We start from the raw sequence: 18487 nt of genomic DNA, 5'->3' as shown, positions 1-18487 counted from the left end.
CATCTCACGATAACGGTTATACTATATAGAAATAAAAATTAAAAAGGATGATAGAATATGTCAAGTTTAAAAATAAACAGAAGATTAATCATGACCCCAGGACCTGTTGCAGTTGACCCTCGTGTTTCACAAGCGATGAGCAACTCCATACTTGGCCAATTCGATCCCGAATTTACAAATATTATGAATGAAACGATGGATTTAATTCGTGACTCATTTAAAACACATAATAAATGGTCATACCCTATCGATGGTACGAGTCGTGCAGGTATAGAAGCAGCGATTTCATCTATTGTAGAACCAGGCGATAAGGTTCTCATTCCAGTTATCGGCCGTTTCGGTAATTTACTAATCGAACTCGTTGAACGTGCTGGCGGTGAAGTTCACACAATTGAAGCACCGATGGGAGAAGTCATCCCTCAAGAAGATATCATTAAAGAAATGGATAAGGTTGAGCCTAAAGTTTTAGCGCTTATACACGGTGAAACATCATCTGGTCGCTCACAACCGATTGATCAATTAGGTAAGGCTGCTAAAGAACGTGGTGTCTTCACTGTTGTGGATGCTGTTGCGACTTATATGGGTCAAGATATTCCAGTCGACGAATGGGAACTTGATGCTGTTATCGGTGGCTCACAAAAATGTCTATCAGTACCATCAGGTATTACACCAATTACTTATAATGACCGCTTCAGCGAAGAAATTAATAAACGTAAACGTGTTGAAAAAGGGATTCGTACAGAATCGGATGAAGAAAATCAATTAAGCTTTATTACAAGTAACTACCTAGACTTAACACAACTAGAAGGTTATTGGTCTAACCGACGCCTTAACCATCACACTGAAGCCACTGTTAATGTTTACGGTTTATATGAAGGTTTAAAACTTGCACTTGCCGAAGGTGTAGAACAAAGAGCGAAGCGTCATTCCTATCACCATGAAGCAATGAAGCAAGCAGTGACTGCTATGGGGCTTGAAATATTCGGTGACCAAGAACATGAAATGCAGATGGTTGTTTGTGTTAACATCCCAGAAGGTGTTGAGGATGCTGTTTTCCGTAATGAGTTACTCGAACGTTTCGGAATTGAAATTGCAGGAACATTTGGTGCAGTTGCAGGTAAAATTTGGCGTATTGGTACGATGGGATATGTTGCTGAAAAACAAAATCTTTTAAACTTCATTTCAGCTTTCGGTGTATTCCTTGAAAGTAAAGGCGTAAAAAATATAGATGCTTCAGCTGGCCTAAAAGCCTTAATCGATTTTTACGATAACAATGAGCTGTAAGATCTAATAATATCTTTCAATAATTTATAATACCCGTACAATACTTTTTCTAGAAAAACTAGAAACTGATTATACGGGTATTTATTGTATCTCTGAATCCGTGATTATCGTATCGTAATATAATATTGTGTCACATGGTTTTGGTGCTGCTTTGAATCCATATGGTATAAGAATTTGTCGATATACATTATAGATATAGGACAGTTGATTTTCTTCAAATAAGTGGTTTAAAAAGTAAGTCGTTATGCCTCTAACCTCACTCTCATCAATAGAGTTAAAATCAAAGTTCTTAAAATGGTCTACTCGACGATACCAATCCTTAAACTTACTGAGCATCATCAAATAGATTAAAATCATCGGTTCTGTCAAACTGATATGTTTGTTGATAATGGTTAGATCCACCTCATAGTCAGTCAACTTAGAGTGCATTTCTTCTTCATTACTAATGCTGACATAATCTAAGTGTATTCCAACTACTTTTAATCTAGACTTAACAATTTCCATCTGTTTTGAATGGATTTTATTTACTAAAATAGTCACTGTCTTATTATTATTTACGAACATGTCATCTGTCAGTGTCGGTGTTACTGATTCATCTAAAGAGACATTAATATAGTTCCGACTTTCCACTTCTTCGTGCATGACTGATTTAATAAAATCAGTTAGAAAACCTCTTTCCCTTCTATTAAATCTAGATTTAATAGGATTAAATACAATCATACTCATACCCACTTGACAATTAATAATATGAGTATCTACTTGGTTCCTTTCATAATATTTTTGTATGTTTGATTGATCTTTTAAAAGATATACCTTTCTAATATCAGGAATACCTCTAAAGCTATTAAGATTTACTTTTAGTATGATACTGTTGTTTGTTTTTTTGGTAATGCGATATGGTCCAGTCCCAATTGGTGTACAGTTCTCATCAGAATAAAAAATAGCTGATTCTATTAAACTGAGTTGATATTTTATAAGAGCCTTAAATCTTGTTACAGTAAAAGTCAGAGAATATTTGTCATGCACAGTAATATTTTTGATGTGTGCATAGGACACCATATGTGGTCCTTCATTTTGTAGTCTTTCTAATGAATTTTTAACGATTTCTGCAGATAGTTCCTGACCATCAGAAAAATAAATATCCTTCTTTAAGTAAATGGTTAATTCTTCACCATTCCATTCATCATAGTAAACCAGACAGTATTCGTAGTCACCTTCATCATTTATTTTATATAAGCTATCGACAATTTGATGCAGGCAATGCACTTCGTAAAAATCTACTGCTAGGTTAGGTTTTAAGACTTTAGGAATTCTATAGATGTAATCAATCATGATGGATTTATAAATGGAATCATCCAGTCTTTTTATATCTTTTAATAACAGTTTTTGTATCATCTGAGTTTCTCTCGGTTTCCATGGTAAACTAAGATACTCTTCAATTTCGGCAACTGTCATGTTTTCCTTATTGTCGATGAAATCCTCTAAAATCTTAGAATCCGCATCGATATTCATTTTAATATTTAAATTTTTACCTTTATTCAATGGTGAACCTACTTCAATATATTCCTTATCTACCCAGAGCTTTAATAGTCTAGACATATGACGGACTGACACTTCCGTAAAATTAGAAAGTTCTTCTAAAGTGAATACTCCGTTTTCTGTCATCCTTTGTAACATTAATAATCTTTTATCCAAATAGTTCGCTCTCACTTTTTTAAAAATTTATTATAATCCAGAATTGATAATGCATTTGAACTTAAATTCAATAGATGCTTTGGAAGATTTAACTGACGTTTTACATGCTTAATAGGAATAAAATAAGCCTGTTCTAATAACCAATTTTCATAGATACTTTCACTTTTCACCCACATCTTCATGTGATTGTCTTTATAGGACTTGATTAGATTTATACTCTCTTTTTGGTCGATAAACCATGAGCCAAATGACTCAGTCGTGAGCATTTTTGCAAACCAGAGTTGTTCCTGTAAAGTCACACCCCAATATAAATCTCCTTCTGGGGATTTAGAAGTGCTCGGCACTGCTGCAGCTGCAACATTGTGTTGTTGTAAAAAATATACAAGTTGTTGGGCTTGTAAGACTGATTCGTGATAGGTAATGGTTAACATACCTTTAATTTGTATAGGTTTATCATCATATTTGTAAACAAAATTATCGAAATGGTTACTTAGATGTGTGGCATTATCATGAAAATTATATCGTCTCATAAATTCAGAAATGAGATGCATCACATATAATCTTTCATTATTTTTGAGAAATTTACTTTTAGGGTTCGCAATGATGTACTCAATTACTGAGTTATCTGTGGTAGACGTTGAACGCATCTCATTCTTCTTTAGATATTCGGAATACTTTTCTATGTCTGAAGTTAATTCAACATGGTGAACATCACCATGTTGGCCAAAGTAATATGGATTACTTTTAAGCACAATATTTTGTTGGTCCATAGATTCGATATAATATGGTCCACTTGTTAATAATTTACCATCAACTATTTTATAAATAACAGAGCTTAAAGTGCCTAATAAGTATCTTATAATCTCTAACCGTGTTGTAAATTCAATTGTAAATTTAAAAGTATCTAAAACATCAATAGAAACTACGTATTGACGTAAGTAACGGAACTTACCTATATAGAATATTTGTCTTAATGAATCCACCACTGCTTGTGCAGCCATAATGGTCCCATCATAGTATTTGATGTCTTTTCTCAAATAAATGATTAATGTGTTTTCAACCCATTCATCATGTAAGACAATCTGATATTCTAATTCTCCTTCATCGTTAACTTCATATAGCCGACTCAACACATTGAGTTTTAATGTTAAGGTTGCATAGTTTCTATCTTCAGAGCGAAACAGTGATGTCGGTATGTCGCGGTAGTAATCTATAAACTTATCATCTTCAACTTCTGATTTACTCATCTTTGTCGTCGAAAATAAATATCGCATTAACTCATTGGTTAGAACTGTCTTCGTTGCCTCTGAAATTGGAAGTTTCATTATTTCGTCTAAATCATCAAATGACTTTGATTCAATATTTAATAAATATGAATCGATTAACATTCCTTCTATATCGACAATGAATTCTAAAGATGATGGATGTCCCCTACCATTACCAGGTTTATATAGTATCAACCCCTCCTTTTCCCATTGCTTAATTAATCGACTAAGGTGGCGTTCTGTTATATATAAATGTTCTGCAATTTCTTGTCTGTTAAATATATTTTTTGATAAAAAAGCTTTCAAATAAAATAACTTGCTATCTATCTTTTTCATTAACGACACCACCTATAAACCCACGTCACTATTGCTATCAGTTACTAAACTATTACCAAATAATTCTTTTTTGTAAACATTTTTATTTATATATCGAGTGTTTTTACACTGAGACAATATTGTGATTTCTGTCATCCTTTTATATATATTTCATAAGCATTAATTTATATGTATAAAAATTATCACTTTCTTAATTTTTATGTATAAATTACTAATATTTTTCTTCAGACGTTTTCTCAAAAATGGTCACTTTTATACACATATTTAAATGATTATTATTAAAAATGTACAAATATTTTAAAGGAATGGTGAGAAATCAAATGTTAGAGCTTATGTTATTCTATCCGATTGTCACATCACTATTCTGGTTGATAGGTTCTTTATTTTATTTCTTTATTAAAGAGATAAAGTTGGCTAAAACACCAGATAAGAATGTGAGTGAGTCGGATCGTATTTTATTTCTTGTCCCTTGTTATAACGAATCTGATACTATAGTTGAAACAATAGAGACTTTATGGAACTTAAGTTACCCCTATAAAGAACTCGTCGTCGTCAATGATGGAAGCACGGATGATACTGCTGAAAAAATCAATAGTCTAAAAGAAAAGTTCGATTTTACTTTTATAAATTTAACTGAGAACAAAGGAAAGGCAAATGCGCTGAACCTAGCTGTCAATGCGTCATATAGTCAATATGTTATGGTGGTCGACGCAGATACACTTATTGATGAAGATGCGCCTTATTACATGATCGAAAATTTTAAGAAATACAATAATCTAGGTGCAGTCACTGGAAATCCGAGAATACGTAACAAGTCTACACTACTCGGAAAAATTCAAACTGTAGAATATGCGAGTATTATTGGGAGCATAAAACGGGCCCAAATGATTAATGGCTTTGTTAATACTGTCTCTGGTGTGTTTACCTTGTTTGATAAAAAAGCCTTACAAGAAATTGGAAACTTTGATACAGATATGATCACAGAAGACATCGCTGTAACTTGGAAGTTTCACTTTTCAAACTATGATATTCAGTACGAACCGAGGGCAAAATGTTGGATGTTAGTACCGGAATCCATCGTCGGATTGTTTAAACAGAGAATTCGCTGGGCACAAGGTGGCCAGGAAGTGCTACTCCGTGATACTAAAAAGATGTTTAAGGTTAAAAATATCGCAATGTGGATTCTATACTTAGAACAGATTTTATCAATTGTATGGGTATTTTCAGTCCTTATTTTACTATTTAGAACTCTACTCACCTCCAACCTCTTAGATTATTATTTCTACTCCTACACTATGAACCTCGTGCTATTTTCAGCCTTTGTTCTAACCTTTATAAACATTATTCAATTTACAATTTCTCTCTTAATCGACAGTAGATATGAAAAGAAAAATTTGTGGATGATACTTTACTTAAGTTGGTATCCAGTCCTTTATTGGATAATGAACGCCATTGTCACCATCGTCGCAATTCCACGTGCACTAAATAGAAAGAAAGGAGAGTTTTCAACATGGACAAGTCCAGACAGAGGAAACATCAAGCGTTAAAATCTAATTTGAATTTTGTTAGAGAAACATTTGTGTTAATTTGTTCCATTGCTTTATGGCTGTACTCTGCAGTGGTGCTTTATACATTTATAACAGTATTCCTATCGATGCCGACATATGTCAATCAGCTCGTACTAACAGTGTTAAAAGTGAACTTCACAGATATCATCAATGTCTTTTCAGTCATCGGTATTATCTCTGTGATCACAGTATTGTACTTAATCATAAATTATCAATTTAACAAGTATGAGGTGAATAAAGGTGCTTAAGAAAACGACATCACTATTTGTGTCACTTCTCTTATTCGCTTATCCATGTATTGCCTACGCTGATTCTGTTGATGAACCAGAGCAAGTTGCGAAATTAAACTATGAAGAAGAAAGTTGCTTGGCTCTTAACTATCACAGAGTTCGTGATTTCAAGTTAATCGACACTTTACTAAAGAATTTGTCTAATTCGAAAGAATTAAATACCTACAGTGTTTCCAAAGAAGCCTTCCACTCACAGATGAAATGGTTAGATAGTGTGGGTGCAAATTTCCTTACTCAAGAGGAGTTTTTAGAGGCATATGACAAGGAAAATTTTCCTGAAAAATGTGTCTGGATTAGTTTTGATGATATGGACCAAACAATATACGACAAAGCCCATGAGACTTTAGTGGAATTTGATATTCCAGCAACTGGTTTTGTCATTACTGGAGAAGTTGGTAATGAATCATTTAACAATTTGAACCTATTGAGTGAAGATGAACTAAAAGAATTAGAAAATAGCGGTTTATGGAATTTTGAATCTCATACCCATAAAATGCACCATATTGATGATAATGAAGCATTAATCTTATCTAAAAGTCAAAAGGAAATTAATGAAGATTTATTAAAGAGTCTCAACTACTTAGGTGACACCTTTAATAGTCGACTAGATATGATTGCTTACCCATATGGTCAAGCGAATGACAAAGTTACAGATGTCTTGAATGACCTGGATATTCAGTACGGCTTTAGTCTAGAGGAAAAAGCAGTGACACCAGATAGTCCTGAACACTACATTCCTCGCGTCTTAGTGAGCGAATCAGCCTTTGAATCATTGGTGATGAAATGGGAGGGTTTTGAATAGATGAAAGTAGAATTGAATCACTTACGTGTGATGCTATGTTTATCGATCATATTAACGCATATCCTCACTCGTTATACTATATTCTTAGAACCAGACTCATTACAGCTTGATACGCTTTACTGGATTCGAAATATATTTATTACAGCAACACCAGCTTTCATCATACTGTCAGTACTTTTAACGACATTGAATTACAAGAAAGACTTACCGAAAGGCTATCTAGTAGAAAGAATTAAGTATTTGTTAGTACCTTACATCCTAGTAGCAATGTTTTACTGTTATAGTTTGTCATTAGAGAACAATACTAATTTTCTTAATGAATTGTGGTCAACAATGGTTCTCGCAAACTGGCATGGTTACTTTATATTTGTCATCATGCAGTTTGCGATTTTCACGATAATTATTTATAAGATAAATGTAAGGATTCTATCCTCTAAAATAGCCTTGGTATTATCATTCTTAATTAATGTGGTATTCTTATATAGTTATTATGAGATTGAAGCAGTTAATAACTTCTTTATGACCTATTATCCATTAAGTCATAATACGATTTTCTTAGGGTGGATATTCTTTTATTTCTTCGGCGCCTTTATTGGCTTAAATTATGAATCTATCAAAGTAAATTTACAGTACAATGTTGCAATTCTTCTACTTATGGTGATTCTAAGTTATATTTTATTTATAGTTTTTGAAGATGGGGACCACTGGACAGTATCGAGTTTTCATTACAGCTTGATTCCCTTACATGCCAGTATGTTCTTGTTGATGTTATACATTGCAACATCACTATCAGACATCTGGCAAAACAATGTGACAACCGTCTCAAACTATTCCTTGTTTATATTCCTGTTTCACCCAGTGATTTTACCTTATATATACGATTTTACCGAAGCGTATGATGGTTCAACCATAATTTTTATTTCCCTTACTCTCCTATTCATACTTGGTATATGTATTGGAATCGGAATTCTATTAGCCCAATACAAAATCTTTAGATTTGTCTTAGGTAAACAACCATATAAGGTCAAAAATCGAGGGAAGGTACTTTAATAAAAATCTTTCGATATTTAAAAAAAGCCGTGAAATCTCATTATCAAGATTTCACGGCTTTTGGAATGTTAAATTATATTTCTTTCAACAGTTGAGTCTATAAGATTACCAGTATCTTCATTAATCACTGCACTTTGATAAGTTAATGGATCATTTTCTAAATCATTATAGTGACTTAAAATACTCTCTATACTCTCTTCTAACATAATTAAACCATTTTTAGCTGTCATATAAGTATCTTCTTCACTACTGAAGAGACGGTCATAGTCAATTTGCCATACATTTGTTAGTTGTCCATTATCATTTACAAGTCGCTTAAACGGCTTCGTAATAAATGATTGATGTGGATGGACAGTCATCGCTGTTACATGCTGGGCTAGTCTTTCGTCTATCTGTACCTGAATCTTATAGGTCCCTTCATCAATCACACGTTCACTTGTCAGTTCAAAAGGAACATAGTTTAATTCTTTAATTCCACTTATTTTTTCATTATTAAGCGATAAAGATTTAACAGAAGGTGAGACTTCTATATCATTATTCAAGATAGACTTAGTATTTTGTGACGGATGATTCCCATATTCAACAAAATCCGGCATATTCATATTGTTAAATGCATTTGCCACCATCATAATCGCACTGATTTGACTATGATCTATTGCCTGGTCAATTTGATGCTGGTATGAGGCTCTTTCTTCATTGTCTAAATAGAACATCATACTGAGATTATTCTTACTATCATCTTTTGCCTGATCTAAATCTTTTGATAAGTCTTTTATACCTTCGGCAATTATGACATCATCGCTATCATCTCTCGTAACAACAACACTCTTTGCATCAATGTTTTCAGAAAGGTATTTCAAAAGCATATATGTGAATTCTTCTGGTGTTAAGTCTTCTAAATTCACATCTAAAGATTTCATAAAGGCTTCTGTATCATTCATTTTAAAGGTCGTGTTGACAACGTTAGTGAGATGTTTTTCTAACTGAGCTTTGTCATCAGCTTTTTTATAAGCATCGCTCACGCCTTTTTGGAAGTTTACAGGCGGTTGTTTTTCAATCTCGACCTCTTCTTCAACCTGTTTTTCTACAACTGGTTGTTCAGGTTCGATATATTTAGGCGCCTTTTCTACAATTTCCTCTTCTGATTGAACCGGTTCTGTTACAGGTTCTTCAAGAACTTCATTTTGTTCTGGTTGTTCTTCAACAACTTCTTCTTGTTTTTCAACCGGTTCTTTAGATTCGTCAGTTTCTTCAGCATTATCAGTTTCAGACGGTTTCTCTTCTACATCATCTCTATTTTCACTATCATCATTTTCTGTATCAGTATCCTGTTCAGACTGTTCGTCTTCTACTTCATCCTCTTCAATATTTTCTTCAGATTCGGACTCATCGTTATCTTGTTTTTGATTTTGATCTTGTTGATTTTCTTCCTCAACTTCTTCTTTTTCCTTACGCTCAGCTTCCTCTTGTTCAGCCTGCTCTTTTTCTGCTATTTCCTTTGCTTCTTGCTCAGCCTCTTCTGTTTCAGCTTTTTGTGCTGCTTCTTTTTCAGCTTGCTTTTTTGCGGCTTCCTCTGCTTTTAATCTTTCCGCTTCAGCTTTTTTAGCCTCTTCTTCTTTTAATATTTCTTGATAGATTGCCTCATCTTCTATAATGGCTTCTTCAAGAATGATTTGTACTGTTTCAATGTCAGATGAGACTTCAACTTCACCAAGAAAATATGTCTTGTTTTCATCTGAAATATTTTCTAATTCTGTGATGAGTTGCGCTGCATTTTCTTGTTCAGTTAATAAGGCTTCCTCTTGATCAACAAGTTCGGCTTCATTTGTCTGATCTTCCTCATCTTGATTTTCTGTCTCTGTCCGTTCGTCAGTTTGAACTTCATCTACCTTATTTTTCTCAGAGGCATCGGTATCGAAACTGAATCCAAATATTAAGAACATGCCAACCATGACCGATGACACAGACTTTTTATATTTACGAATAGAGAATCGTTGTTTTACTTGATTGACATTTGTATGCTTGTTCATCTTTCTATTTTTCATCAGTTTCACCTCCATTTATAGATTAATCCCAATATATAATAATAATTCAATTATACTATGTAAATGTTTAAAATACATACTATATTTGTTTAAATTCTGTTAAGATTTTTGAATTTTTAAGTATTTACTAGCAATTTCGATTTGTATATCTCTTTCTCTTAAACTGACGTCACAATCACTAATCAAATTCTTTACCTTCACTGCATAATCAGAGGAAACAATCGCATGTCCACGCATATGTCCTGTCGAAATTGCTTGAGCAAATACTCTTGCTGAACACTTACTAATATCATTTACTGATTTTTTAGCAAGAGTGTTCGCTAAAAATCCGGCCTGTCTTAAGTGATAATCGTTCACTTCATTATTAATTCTTCTAAATAAAATTTCTCGACTACTTTGTATAATTGAGTACTTAAAATCCTCATTGTCTATATCAATGTATTCAATAAATATTTCAGCATTTTCTATAGCCCATCTTGCAAGCTCTCTTTGAGGTAAAGTTTCTAAAATTTGTTCAAGTTCGATTCTTTTATCGAGATTATCTTTGATGGATACCTTGTATGGTGTTGGAATTTTGATCTTATCATCTTCTTTTAAGCGACGTTCGTGATCATTCCATGCATAGTCATTGATATTCATTTTTACCCACCTTAGATTTATTGTATTTGATAATTCAATTATACCAATATAAATGAATGTGTTTCTTTCACAAATCATCTATTAAAAACTTAAAAATGGCTATGAACACCGAGAATGAGTATTCATAGCCATTTAATTACTTATTTATTTTTCTTCTTCTTCATCTTTTCTTCTTCTGAAAGCAAAGATTGTACCTAGAGCTGCTAGGAAGGCTGCAAAGATGCCTGTCTTACCATCATTTGCGATACCTGTATCAGGAAGACTTTCTACTTTACTACCATCGCCACCATTACCAGACTGATCAGCGGTATTTGTTGTAGCTGCAGATTGATCATAATCAGTAACAGTGATTTGACTTGTTTGAAAAACGTTATCGTTTTCGTCAGTAGAAACTGCTGTGATAACTTGACCGACTTCAAGATTAACAGAACCTGGAATGTTTACTGTCCAAGTACCATCGTTATTCACTGTCGTCGTTACTGTCTCTTTGTTAGGGAAAGTCACAGTCACTTCATGACCAGGCGTACCAGTATCTGAAACTGTTTGATCATCTACATCAACTGGGTTGATTACAGGAGCATCAACAGTCGTATCATCTGAATCATCAACAATAACATCATTATTATCATCGTCTGTCGGTGTTGTTGGACGAACTTCATTTTCAGGATAGCTGTTTGGATCTTTTGGATCAGTTCCAGCATCAATTTCTACTTCATCTGTGAAGCCATCGTTATCATCATCTGGGTCTGTCACATCAGGATCACCATCACCATCTGTATCACGTTGAACTGTGATGATAACAGTTTCTGTTGTTGTATTACCATCTTCATCTGTCGCATTGATGATAACTTCATAGCTGCGTTCTTCTTCGTCATCTGTCCATTCAACTTCAGGAGTACCTGAAATTGTGTTTGTTTCTGGGTCAAATGTCACACCATCAGGAAGACCATCTACTTCGATATCCGCATCCTCACTGACTTCAATGACGATTGGATTAATCGGATTACCTTCGTTGACATCTTGATCATCGATTGGTGTAATCACTGGATTGCCGTTATCAGTGTCATCATCCTCTGGATAACTATTCGGATCTTTAGGATCTGTACCAGCATCTTTTTCTTCCTCATCAGTGAAGCCATCATTATCATCATCTGGATCTGTGACATCTGGGTCACCATCACCATCTGTATCACGTTGTACTGTGATGATAACCGTTTCTGTTGTTGTATTACCATCTTCATCAGTCGCTGTGATGATGACTTCGTAACTACGTTCTTCTTCGTCATCAGTCCAATCAACTTCAGGTGTTCCTGAAATTTCATTATTTTCTGGGTCAAATGTCACACCTTCAGGTAATTCTGAAACTTCAACTGTAACATCACCATCGTCTTCAGCATTGATCACGATTGGATTAATTGGTGTACCTTCATTAACTGTTTGATCATCAATCGGATCTACCGTTGGTGCTGGATTCATCGGAGTTGCTGGGAAACTATCTGGATCTTTCGGATCTGAACCAGCTTCTTCTTCCGCTTCATCTGTGTAACCATCATTGTCATCATCTGGATCTGTGACATCTGGATCTCCGTCACCGTCTGTATCACGTTGAACGGTGATTACAAATTCCTCTGTAACTGTCGCACCGTCTTCGTCAGTTACTGTAACTGTAACTGTTGTAGTGCGTTCTTCTTCAGTTTGACCCCAATCATCAACAACTGGTGTACCAGTGATTTCATTTGTTTCAGGGTTAAATGTTACACCTTCTGGAAGTTCGGATACTTCTACTGTTACATCACCATCATCTTCAGCGTTGATAGTAATTGTTTCAATCGGATTACCTTCATTAACTGTTTGATCATCAATCGGATCGACTGTTGGTGCTGGATTGATTGGCGTTGCTGGGAAGCTATCTGGATCTTTCGGATCTGATCCTGCTTCTTCTTCCTCTTCATCCGTGTAACCGTCGTTGTCATCGTCTGGATCTGTTACATCAGGGTCACCGTCGCCATCTGTATCTCTTTGAACAGTAATTGTGAACTCTTCAGTAACCGTCGCACCATCTTCGTCAGTTGCTGTAACTGTCACTGTTGTAGTGCATTCTTCTTCTGTTGGTTCCCAATCATCTACAGTTGGTGTACCAGAAATTTCATTTGTTTCTGGGTCAAATGTTACACCTTCAGGTAGTTCTGACACTTCAACTGTCACATCACCATCATCTTCAGCGTTGATAGTAATTGTTTCAATCGGATTACCTTCATTAACTGTTTGATCATCAATCGCATCGACTGTTGGTGCTGGATTGATTGGTGTCCATGGCATTTCGCCTACATTAACCGGTACTTGAACAACATCAGTTGTACCATCTGGATACGTCACAGTCACATCAACTGTGTAGTTACCTGGTGTATTTCCATCTGGAATTTGACTTGGATCATTCACAGTAAATACTGGTTGCTCACCTTCAGTAGGGAAGTCCGGCACAGTAACTGCTGAAATGACTTCTTCTTCAGTTGTCTGTTGGCCATATTCTTTTTCTATAGGCGTTGCAACTGGTTCATACACTTCATTGTGTGGTGGAGCTACATAATCTGCTGCGAATGAATCTGCTGCAATAATATTTCCATTAACAACTAATTGGACTGTGTAAGTTTTTCTTTCTGTAATATCCGTAGGCACTGTAAATTGTGCGGCATTTTCTGCTCCTACTTCACTATTTACAGCAGTACGTGAGAGTTCAACGGGACTATCACCAGAAGTATCTAACCAAACAATCTCAGTGGTTTCTCCTGGATAATATATAGAAATAACTTCAGAGACTGCCGTATCACCTGGATGTGCAATATTATCAACTGCATCAAAATTTGTAATATCTATTTCATACTCAGATGGGTCTGCTACTAGTGCAAAGTGAGAGTTGTATACATAACTACGATTAGCCGAAATAAATGGTGTTGAATCTGCATAATCCCTTGGACTTGTAAATACAGGTGATGTATAAGCAGTATAACCAGGTACCACTTCTCCATCTTCGTCAATTACATACTGATACATATATCTCGAGTCAAATCTTTCATCAAAACGTGCTGTATAACGACCTCTTTCACCAACAATCGGTGCCACAACAGTCTGTTGAATATATTCAGGATGACCAGCTAGAAGTTCTTGTTGAGCTCTAATTCTTTCATTTACATCCTCAATATTACTATCAATAGTAGAAAATGCTTCTATACCCTCGGCTGAAAGTACACTTGTTACCACTCTAAATCCATCTCTAGCCTCTTCAAGAGTTTGATTTACAAATTCTTCTCCACTTGATGTTGGATAAGTCGTACCAGCAGTTGAAGTTTCCCACCATACTTGGCCACTAACTGCATACGGTTCTTTTTTATTAACACCATCAGGTAAATATGATGGATTACTATCCGGACCTCCTTCATCATATTTCCATTCGCTTTCAGGTGTTGTCATAGTTACATTACTTGGTTTTTCGTAAACATAAATTGCCGTTCTTTGCATACTATGATCTGCTAAAATAAATTCACCGGTTGGAACTACGGCTCCAGAGAATCCAGTTGAGTTACCCGGTTGTTTTCTATATGTGAAATATTCATTTCCATTGGCAGATTCTTGGCCTGGTGCTAACCACATTTTAAATTTCTGAGAAGAAACTGATTGAAAATCAGGGGTATGAAGTGTTCCAGTTGCATCTGTCCAACCTTCACCAATATCGAAAGCATAAACTCCATCGCCACCTTGGCCTGCTCGTGTACCACCTAAATCATGTGTTTGTGATTCGTATACAGGTGACACTGTCCCATCTTTATCAATCCATTGTAGGTATACTTTATAACCATTTAGCGCTGTCTGTGATCCATTTATTCCGGGAGTGTAATTATCAGTCGCAACGTCTAACCAACCACTGACAATTCCAGGTGTTGTTTGGAAATCTCCACCAGATTCAATCTTACCTGATTCAATCGCATCAACGTTTATAATAGTTTTCTCATCAATTAAAGCATTCACATCTGCATTTAAAAGATTTACATCAAGTGCAAATGTAGAAAAGCTGCGTTTTTGAGTTAATGCTAAATTTTCATCATTTACTACTTCAGCTTCTACTTCATCTAATTCACGTGTTGCAACAACAGTACTTTCATCTTTATTGTCAGAAAGTTGTTTATAAAGTAGATAAGTAAATTCTTCAGGAGATAGTTCCTCAAGATTAGCATCTACAGTCTTCATGAAAATTTCTGTATCCTCAGCTGAAAACGTCTGTTCTACTACTTTTGTTAAAGACTCACTAAGGTCCTCTTTAGTTTCATAACTAGTATATGCTTCAGTTACTTCATTGTTAATTGATTTAACAACTGGACTCTCAACTTCTTCGGTTGTTTCTTCAGATGTCGCTTCTTCTTCCACAACTTCTTCGGTTGTTTCTTCAGATTTTGCTTCTTCTTCCACAACTTCTTCGGTTGTTTCTTCAGATTCAGCCTCTTCTTCCACAACTTCTTCGGTTGTTTCTTCAGATTCAGTCTCTTATTCCACAACTTCTTCGGTTGTTTCTTCAGATTCAGCTTCCTCTTCTGCATCTTCTTCGGTTGTTCCTTCAGATTCTGTTTCTTCTTCTACTACTTCTTCTGTTGCTTCTTCAGATTCAGCTTCCTCTACAGCCGCTTCTTCTGCAGTTTCCTGAGCTGCCGCTTCTTCTGCTGCTCTTTGTTCTTCAGCTAGTTCTAACTGATATAATCTATCATTTTCAGCAATGGCATTATTAACAATCGTACTAACGGCAGATGAGTCATTCGCTTGATCAATTTGATTAAGGAAATTTGAACGTGTTCCATCTTCTAAAGACCCTAATTGATTGATTTGAGATTTGGCAGAATTTTTCTCATTTTGTAGTTGTTGTTCTAATTCAAACTGACGGTTCTCTTCTTCAGTTGCTTGATTAACTTCTTCTGTCTCTTCGACTGGAGTAGTCTCTTCAACCGCTTCTATTTCGTCAGTATTTTCTTCAGCTTGCTCTATTTCTTCTTGTGAATTAGAGGTATCTACGCCTCCAATTTCGTCTACTATTGCATTTTCATCTACTACATCAGTTTCTGCTGTTTTAGTATCGCCACTAAAGCCTAGGAATAGGAGTGAACCTACCATTACCGATGCTGCACCGAATTTCATTTTACGAATAGAATAACGATTCACACGTTTGTCGACAAATTGGTTTGTTTTACGTTTTTTCATTTTACCCAAAGACATTACTCTCCTTTTAAAGACAATTCTTTTCTGCCTAAAATTATCTTATCAACGGAGTGTAGTAATACCCATTCCACCTTTTTTCGCAAATCACATTTAAATTGGAAAACACCTATGAACCCTTTTATACCAATGGTTAAAAGTGATAAATCTAACATATATTTTTATAAAAAGTTCATGGTTATTAATCACACTTTTAAGACTTCTTCTTCTTTTATAAATATTTATATATTTTGGCTAATTAATATTCACAAAGTATCATTTATTAATTTGATTCTCTACCCTTATTTATTAAATCTATATATATTTCTGCAAAAAATTGATAAAAAATAAAGATTTACTATTTAATAGATAACAGGTAAAAATAAATATACAACTTTGAAAACCTTGTTATTTAAACGTTTATGAATATTTTCCTTGAAAATGGGAATAAAAAAACAAAAGTGAGAAATGTAAAATAGTAAAGTTTTGATGTAAAGGAGTTATTGCTTATGAGAAGATTGTTATCAAAAACTGAACAAAGAAAGTTAGCACTTGTAAAATTCCTTAATAAGTCAAATCAATATGCTAATATCTCTGATTTGTCTGAGGAATTCAACACATCTGAGAGAAATTTAAGAGAAAACTTAAACGAACTCAGAGAGTTATCTAATATTTTAGATGTTGATTTACATCATGACCGAGTACTAATAAACTTTCATAAGAATACAGGGATGGAGTCACTAACCCGACATTTCATAAATAACAATTTCTCTTTCCAAATGCTTGAATTACTTTTCTTCAATGATGATATGAGTGTAGATGACTTGTCTGAGCACTTGTTTGTCAGTCAGTCTACTTTATATAGATATTTCAACAAGATTGATGATATCTTAACCAGTCAATTTGATTTATCTTTTTAAACGAATCCTTGTAGAATCGAAGGTGATGAAAAGGGAATTCGTAATTTCTATAATACTTTTTTCAGAGAGAAATATGGTATTTTTGAATGGCCATTTGAAGAAGTGGTTCCAAGAAATTTGTCTCATAAACTCATCGACGATACATTGAACATCTTAGACTTAGATTTTGACTTTTCCTTTAGAAGGCATATGAGATTTATTTCTGCAATTGCGATCACGCGATATAAGCAGGGTAAGTCTTTGGATAGAACAGAAAATAATACTAAATTCGAAGTTATAGATCGTTTAGAAGAAGGTTTAAATATAGATGATTATTCAACATCGTTAGAGCTTAAAATTGATAGACATTTGATTTATGAAATTTTCACACCATTCTTAAATGACAATGTACTTTATACGCCAGATGAATTGATTAACTATGCACATTCTAATCAACAGATTTCTAACTCTTATTTTAAGGCTCTAAGTATCTGTAGAAATCTATCTAAAAAATACAATGTTCCAATCCCAAATCAAGACCAGTTGATTATGGGGATTCACTCTACTTTTTACCTTGGTTCTAGTGAACCATTCTCACATTATCTCGTTTTCGATAAAAAACAGCAGTTTTTAGACAACGTTAAAATAGAGTTCCCATATTTCTATGATGACTTACAATCCTACGTGAAAGAATTTATTGAAGATAATGGAAATTTTGATAAAGATATATTAAATCACATGATTTACACTTTCATGACACTCTGGGAAAATTTATTTGTTCATCTTAGAAAAACCAAACCTAAATATGATGTCTTCTTTATGAGTAATAATGACTACGAACATGCTACAATGTTAGCGAGTATTATTTCAGATGAGTTTCATTCACAACTCAACGTTCACATCGGCTATGATATTTCCCAGATCAAAGATATTTGCCCGAGTGGTAAATACGACTTAGTTGTAACGAATTTTCCATATGAGAACATCTATAAAACACCGGTGATTTGTGTTGAGAATTATCCCACACCTAAAGATATGTTAACAATAAGAAACGAACTGGTTATGATCTCAAGTAAAAAGCAAGCATAATTTTGTTCAATACAAAAAGGAGCGGCGAACACCGCTCCTTTTACATATTCTTTTATATACTCTTAACTTCAATAGATGTTACTAGCTTTAAATTAATATAAATCTCTTGGCCACTTCTATTCGGTAGGTTAATAAACTGACGCTGACTCTCTTCACTCTCTAAATGGTGAAGTAAGGTTTCGACCGCTTCTGTCTTATTGACTTCTATGTTTGAGCCACCAATAAAATGAATCGTAATGATTTTTTTCATTTATTTCACCTCTTTGTAACCTATACCCAAATTTTAATAC

14 protein-coding genes are annotated in these 18487 nt (G+C 34.4%); 7 read left to right on the top strand and 7 right to left on the bottom strand.

Annotated elements, in window-relative coordinates; all coding sequences use genetic code 11:
* Positions 1-57: 57 nt before the first annotated feature.
* Complete coding sequence (locus V6E76_RS00535) at positions 58-1284, top strand: pyridoxal-phosphate-dependent aminotransferase family protein (protein ID WP_247348033.1); 1227 nt, start codon at positions 58-60, stop codon at positions 1282-1284.
* An 81-nt stretch (positions 1285-1365) separates the two neighbouring features.
* On the opposite strand, the gene V6E76_RS00530 is transcribed toward V6E76_RS00535, so the two are convergent.
* Positions 1366-2979 carry an ABC transporter substrate-binding protein gene (locus V6E76_RS00530; protein WP_247348032.1) on the bottom strand — a complete coding sequence of 538 codons (1614 nt, stop codon included), beginning with the start codon at positions 2977-2979 and terminating at the stop codon, positions 1366-1368.
* 11 nt (positions 2980-2990) lie between these two features.
* Positions 2991-4580 carry an ABC transporter substrate-binding protein gene (locus tag V6E76_RS00525; protein ID WP_247348031.1) on the bottom strand — a complete coding sequence of 530 codons (1590 nt, stop codon included), beginning with the start codon at positions 4578-4580 and terminating at the stop codon, positions 2991-2993.
* A gap of 320 nt (positions 4581-4900) precedes the next feature.
* On the opposite strand from V6E76_RS00525, the gene pgaC reads away from it, so the two are divergent.
* Genes pgaC through V6E76_RS00505 form a run of 4 tightly spaced genes read left to right on the top strand, consistent with a single transcriptional unit; the run spans position 4901 to position 8290 of the window.
* Positions 4901-6127: a poly-beta-1,6-N-acetyl-D-glucosamine synthase gene (pgaC, locus tag V6E76_RS00520; protein ID WP_247348030.1), complete on the top strand. Its 1227-nt coding sequence runs from the start codon at positions 4901-4903 to the stop codon at positions 6125-6127.
* Entirely contained in the window at positions 6091-6396 is a 306-nt protein-coding gene (locus tag V6E76_RS00515; protein WP_247348029.1) for a hypothetical protein, read from the top strand. Before pgaC ends, V6E76_RS00515 begins: the two co-directional genes overlap by 37 nt.
* Complete coding sequence (gene icaB / locus V6E76_RS00510; protein WP_247348028.1) at positions 6389-7240, top strand: intercellular adhesin biosynthesis polysaccharide N-deacetylase; 852 nt, start codon at positions 6389-6391, stop codon at positions 7238-7240. The genes V6E76_RS00515 and icaB overlap by 8 nt, the downstream gene beginning before the upstream one ends.
* The gene (locus V6E76_RS00505) at positions 7241-8290 is read left to right on the top strand and encodes an acyltransferase family protein (protein ID WP_247348027.1); all 1050 of its coding nucleotides are present in this window, start codon (positions 7241-7243) and stop codon (positions 8288-8290) included.
* 68 nt (positions 8291-8358) lie between these two features.
* Here the strand turns inward: V6E76_RS00505 and V6E76_RS00500 are convergent, their stop codons facing one another.
* The 4 genes from V6E76_RS00500 to V6E76_RS00485 all read right to left on the bottom strand — a co-directional run bounded on the left by V6E76_RS00500 (position 8359) and on the right by V6E76_RS00485 (position 16215).
* Positions 8359-10335 carry a YSIRK-type signal peptide-containing protein gene (locus tag V6E76_RS00500; RefSeq protein WP_247348026.1) on the bottom strand — a complete coding sequence of 659 codons (1977 nt, stop codon included), beginning with the start codon at positions 10333-10335 and terminating at the stop codon, positions 8359-8361.
* Between the two features lie 99 nt (positions 10336-10434).
* Entirely contained in the window at positions 10435-10974 is a 540-nt protein-coding gene (locus tag V6E76_RS00495; protein ID WP_247348017.1) for a putative immunity protein, read from the bottom strand.
* 144 nt (positions 10975-11118) lie between these two features.
* A complete protein-coding gene (locus tag V6E76_RS00490) occupies positions 11119-15477 on the bottom strand; it encodes a putative Ig domain-containing protein (protein WP_247348015.1) in 4359 nt (1452 codons plus the stop codon).
* A 33-nt stretch (positions 15478-15510) separates the two neighbouring features.
* Entirely contained in the window at positions 15511-16215 is a 705-nt protein-coding gene (locus V6E76_RS00485) for a YSIRK-type signal peptide-containing protein (RefSeq protein ID WP_247348132.1), read from the bottom strand.
* 503 nt (positions 16216-16718) lie between these two features.
* Here V6E76_RS00485 and V6E76_RS00480 point away from each other — a divergent pair.
* Positions 16719-17129 (top strand): helix-turn-helix domain-containing protein, encoded by a 411-nt coding sequence (locus V6E76_RS00480; protein WP_247348014.1) that lies wholly within the window; start codon positions 16719-16721, stop codon positions 17127-17129.
* 15 nt (positions 17130-17144) lie between these two features.
* Positions 17145-18197, top strand: coding sequence for an AcpB/EbpR/MafR family transcriptional regulator (locus tag V6E76_RS00475; protein ID WP_499797684.1), 1053 nt, complete (start codon positions 17145-17147; stop codon positions 18195-18197).
* A 52-nt stretch (positions 18198-18249) separates the two neighbouring features.
* Here the strand turns inward: V6E76_RS00475 and V6E76_RS00470 are convergent, their stop codons facing one another.
* On the bottom strand, positions 18250-18447 hold the full coding sequence (locus V6E76_RS00470; RefSeq protein WP_247348009.1) for a hypothetical protein: 198 nt from the start codon (positions 18445-18447) through the stop codon (positions 18250-18252).
* Positions 18448-18487: the final 40 nt, after the last annotated feature.

Source organism: Jeotgalicoccus huakuii (assembly GCF_036665975.1).
GTDB lineage: Bacteria > Bacillota > Bacilli > Staphylococcales > Salinicoccaceae > Jeotgalicoccus > Jeotgalicoccus marinus.
The sequence above is the reverse complement of the archived record's forward strand: the minus strand, read 5'-3'. Positions and strand labels throughout refer to the sequence as shown.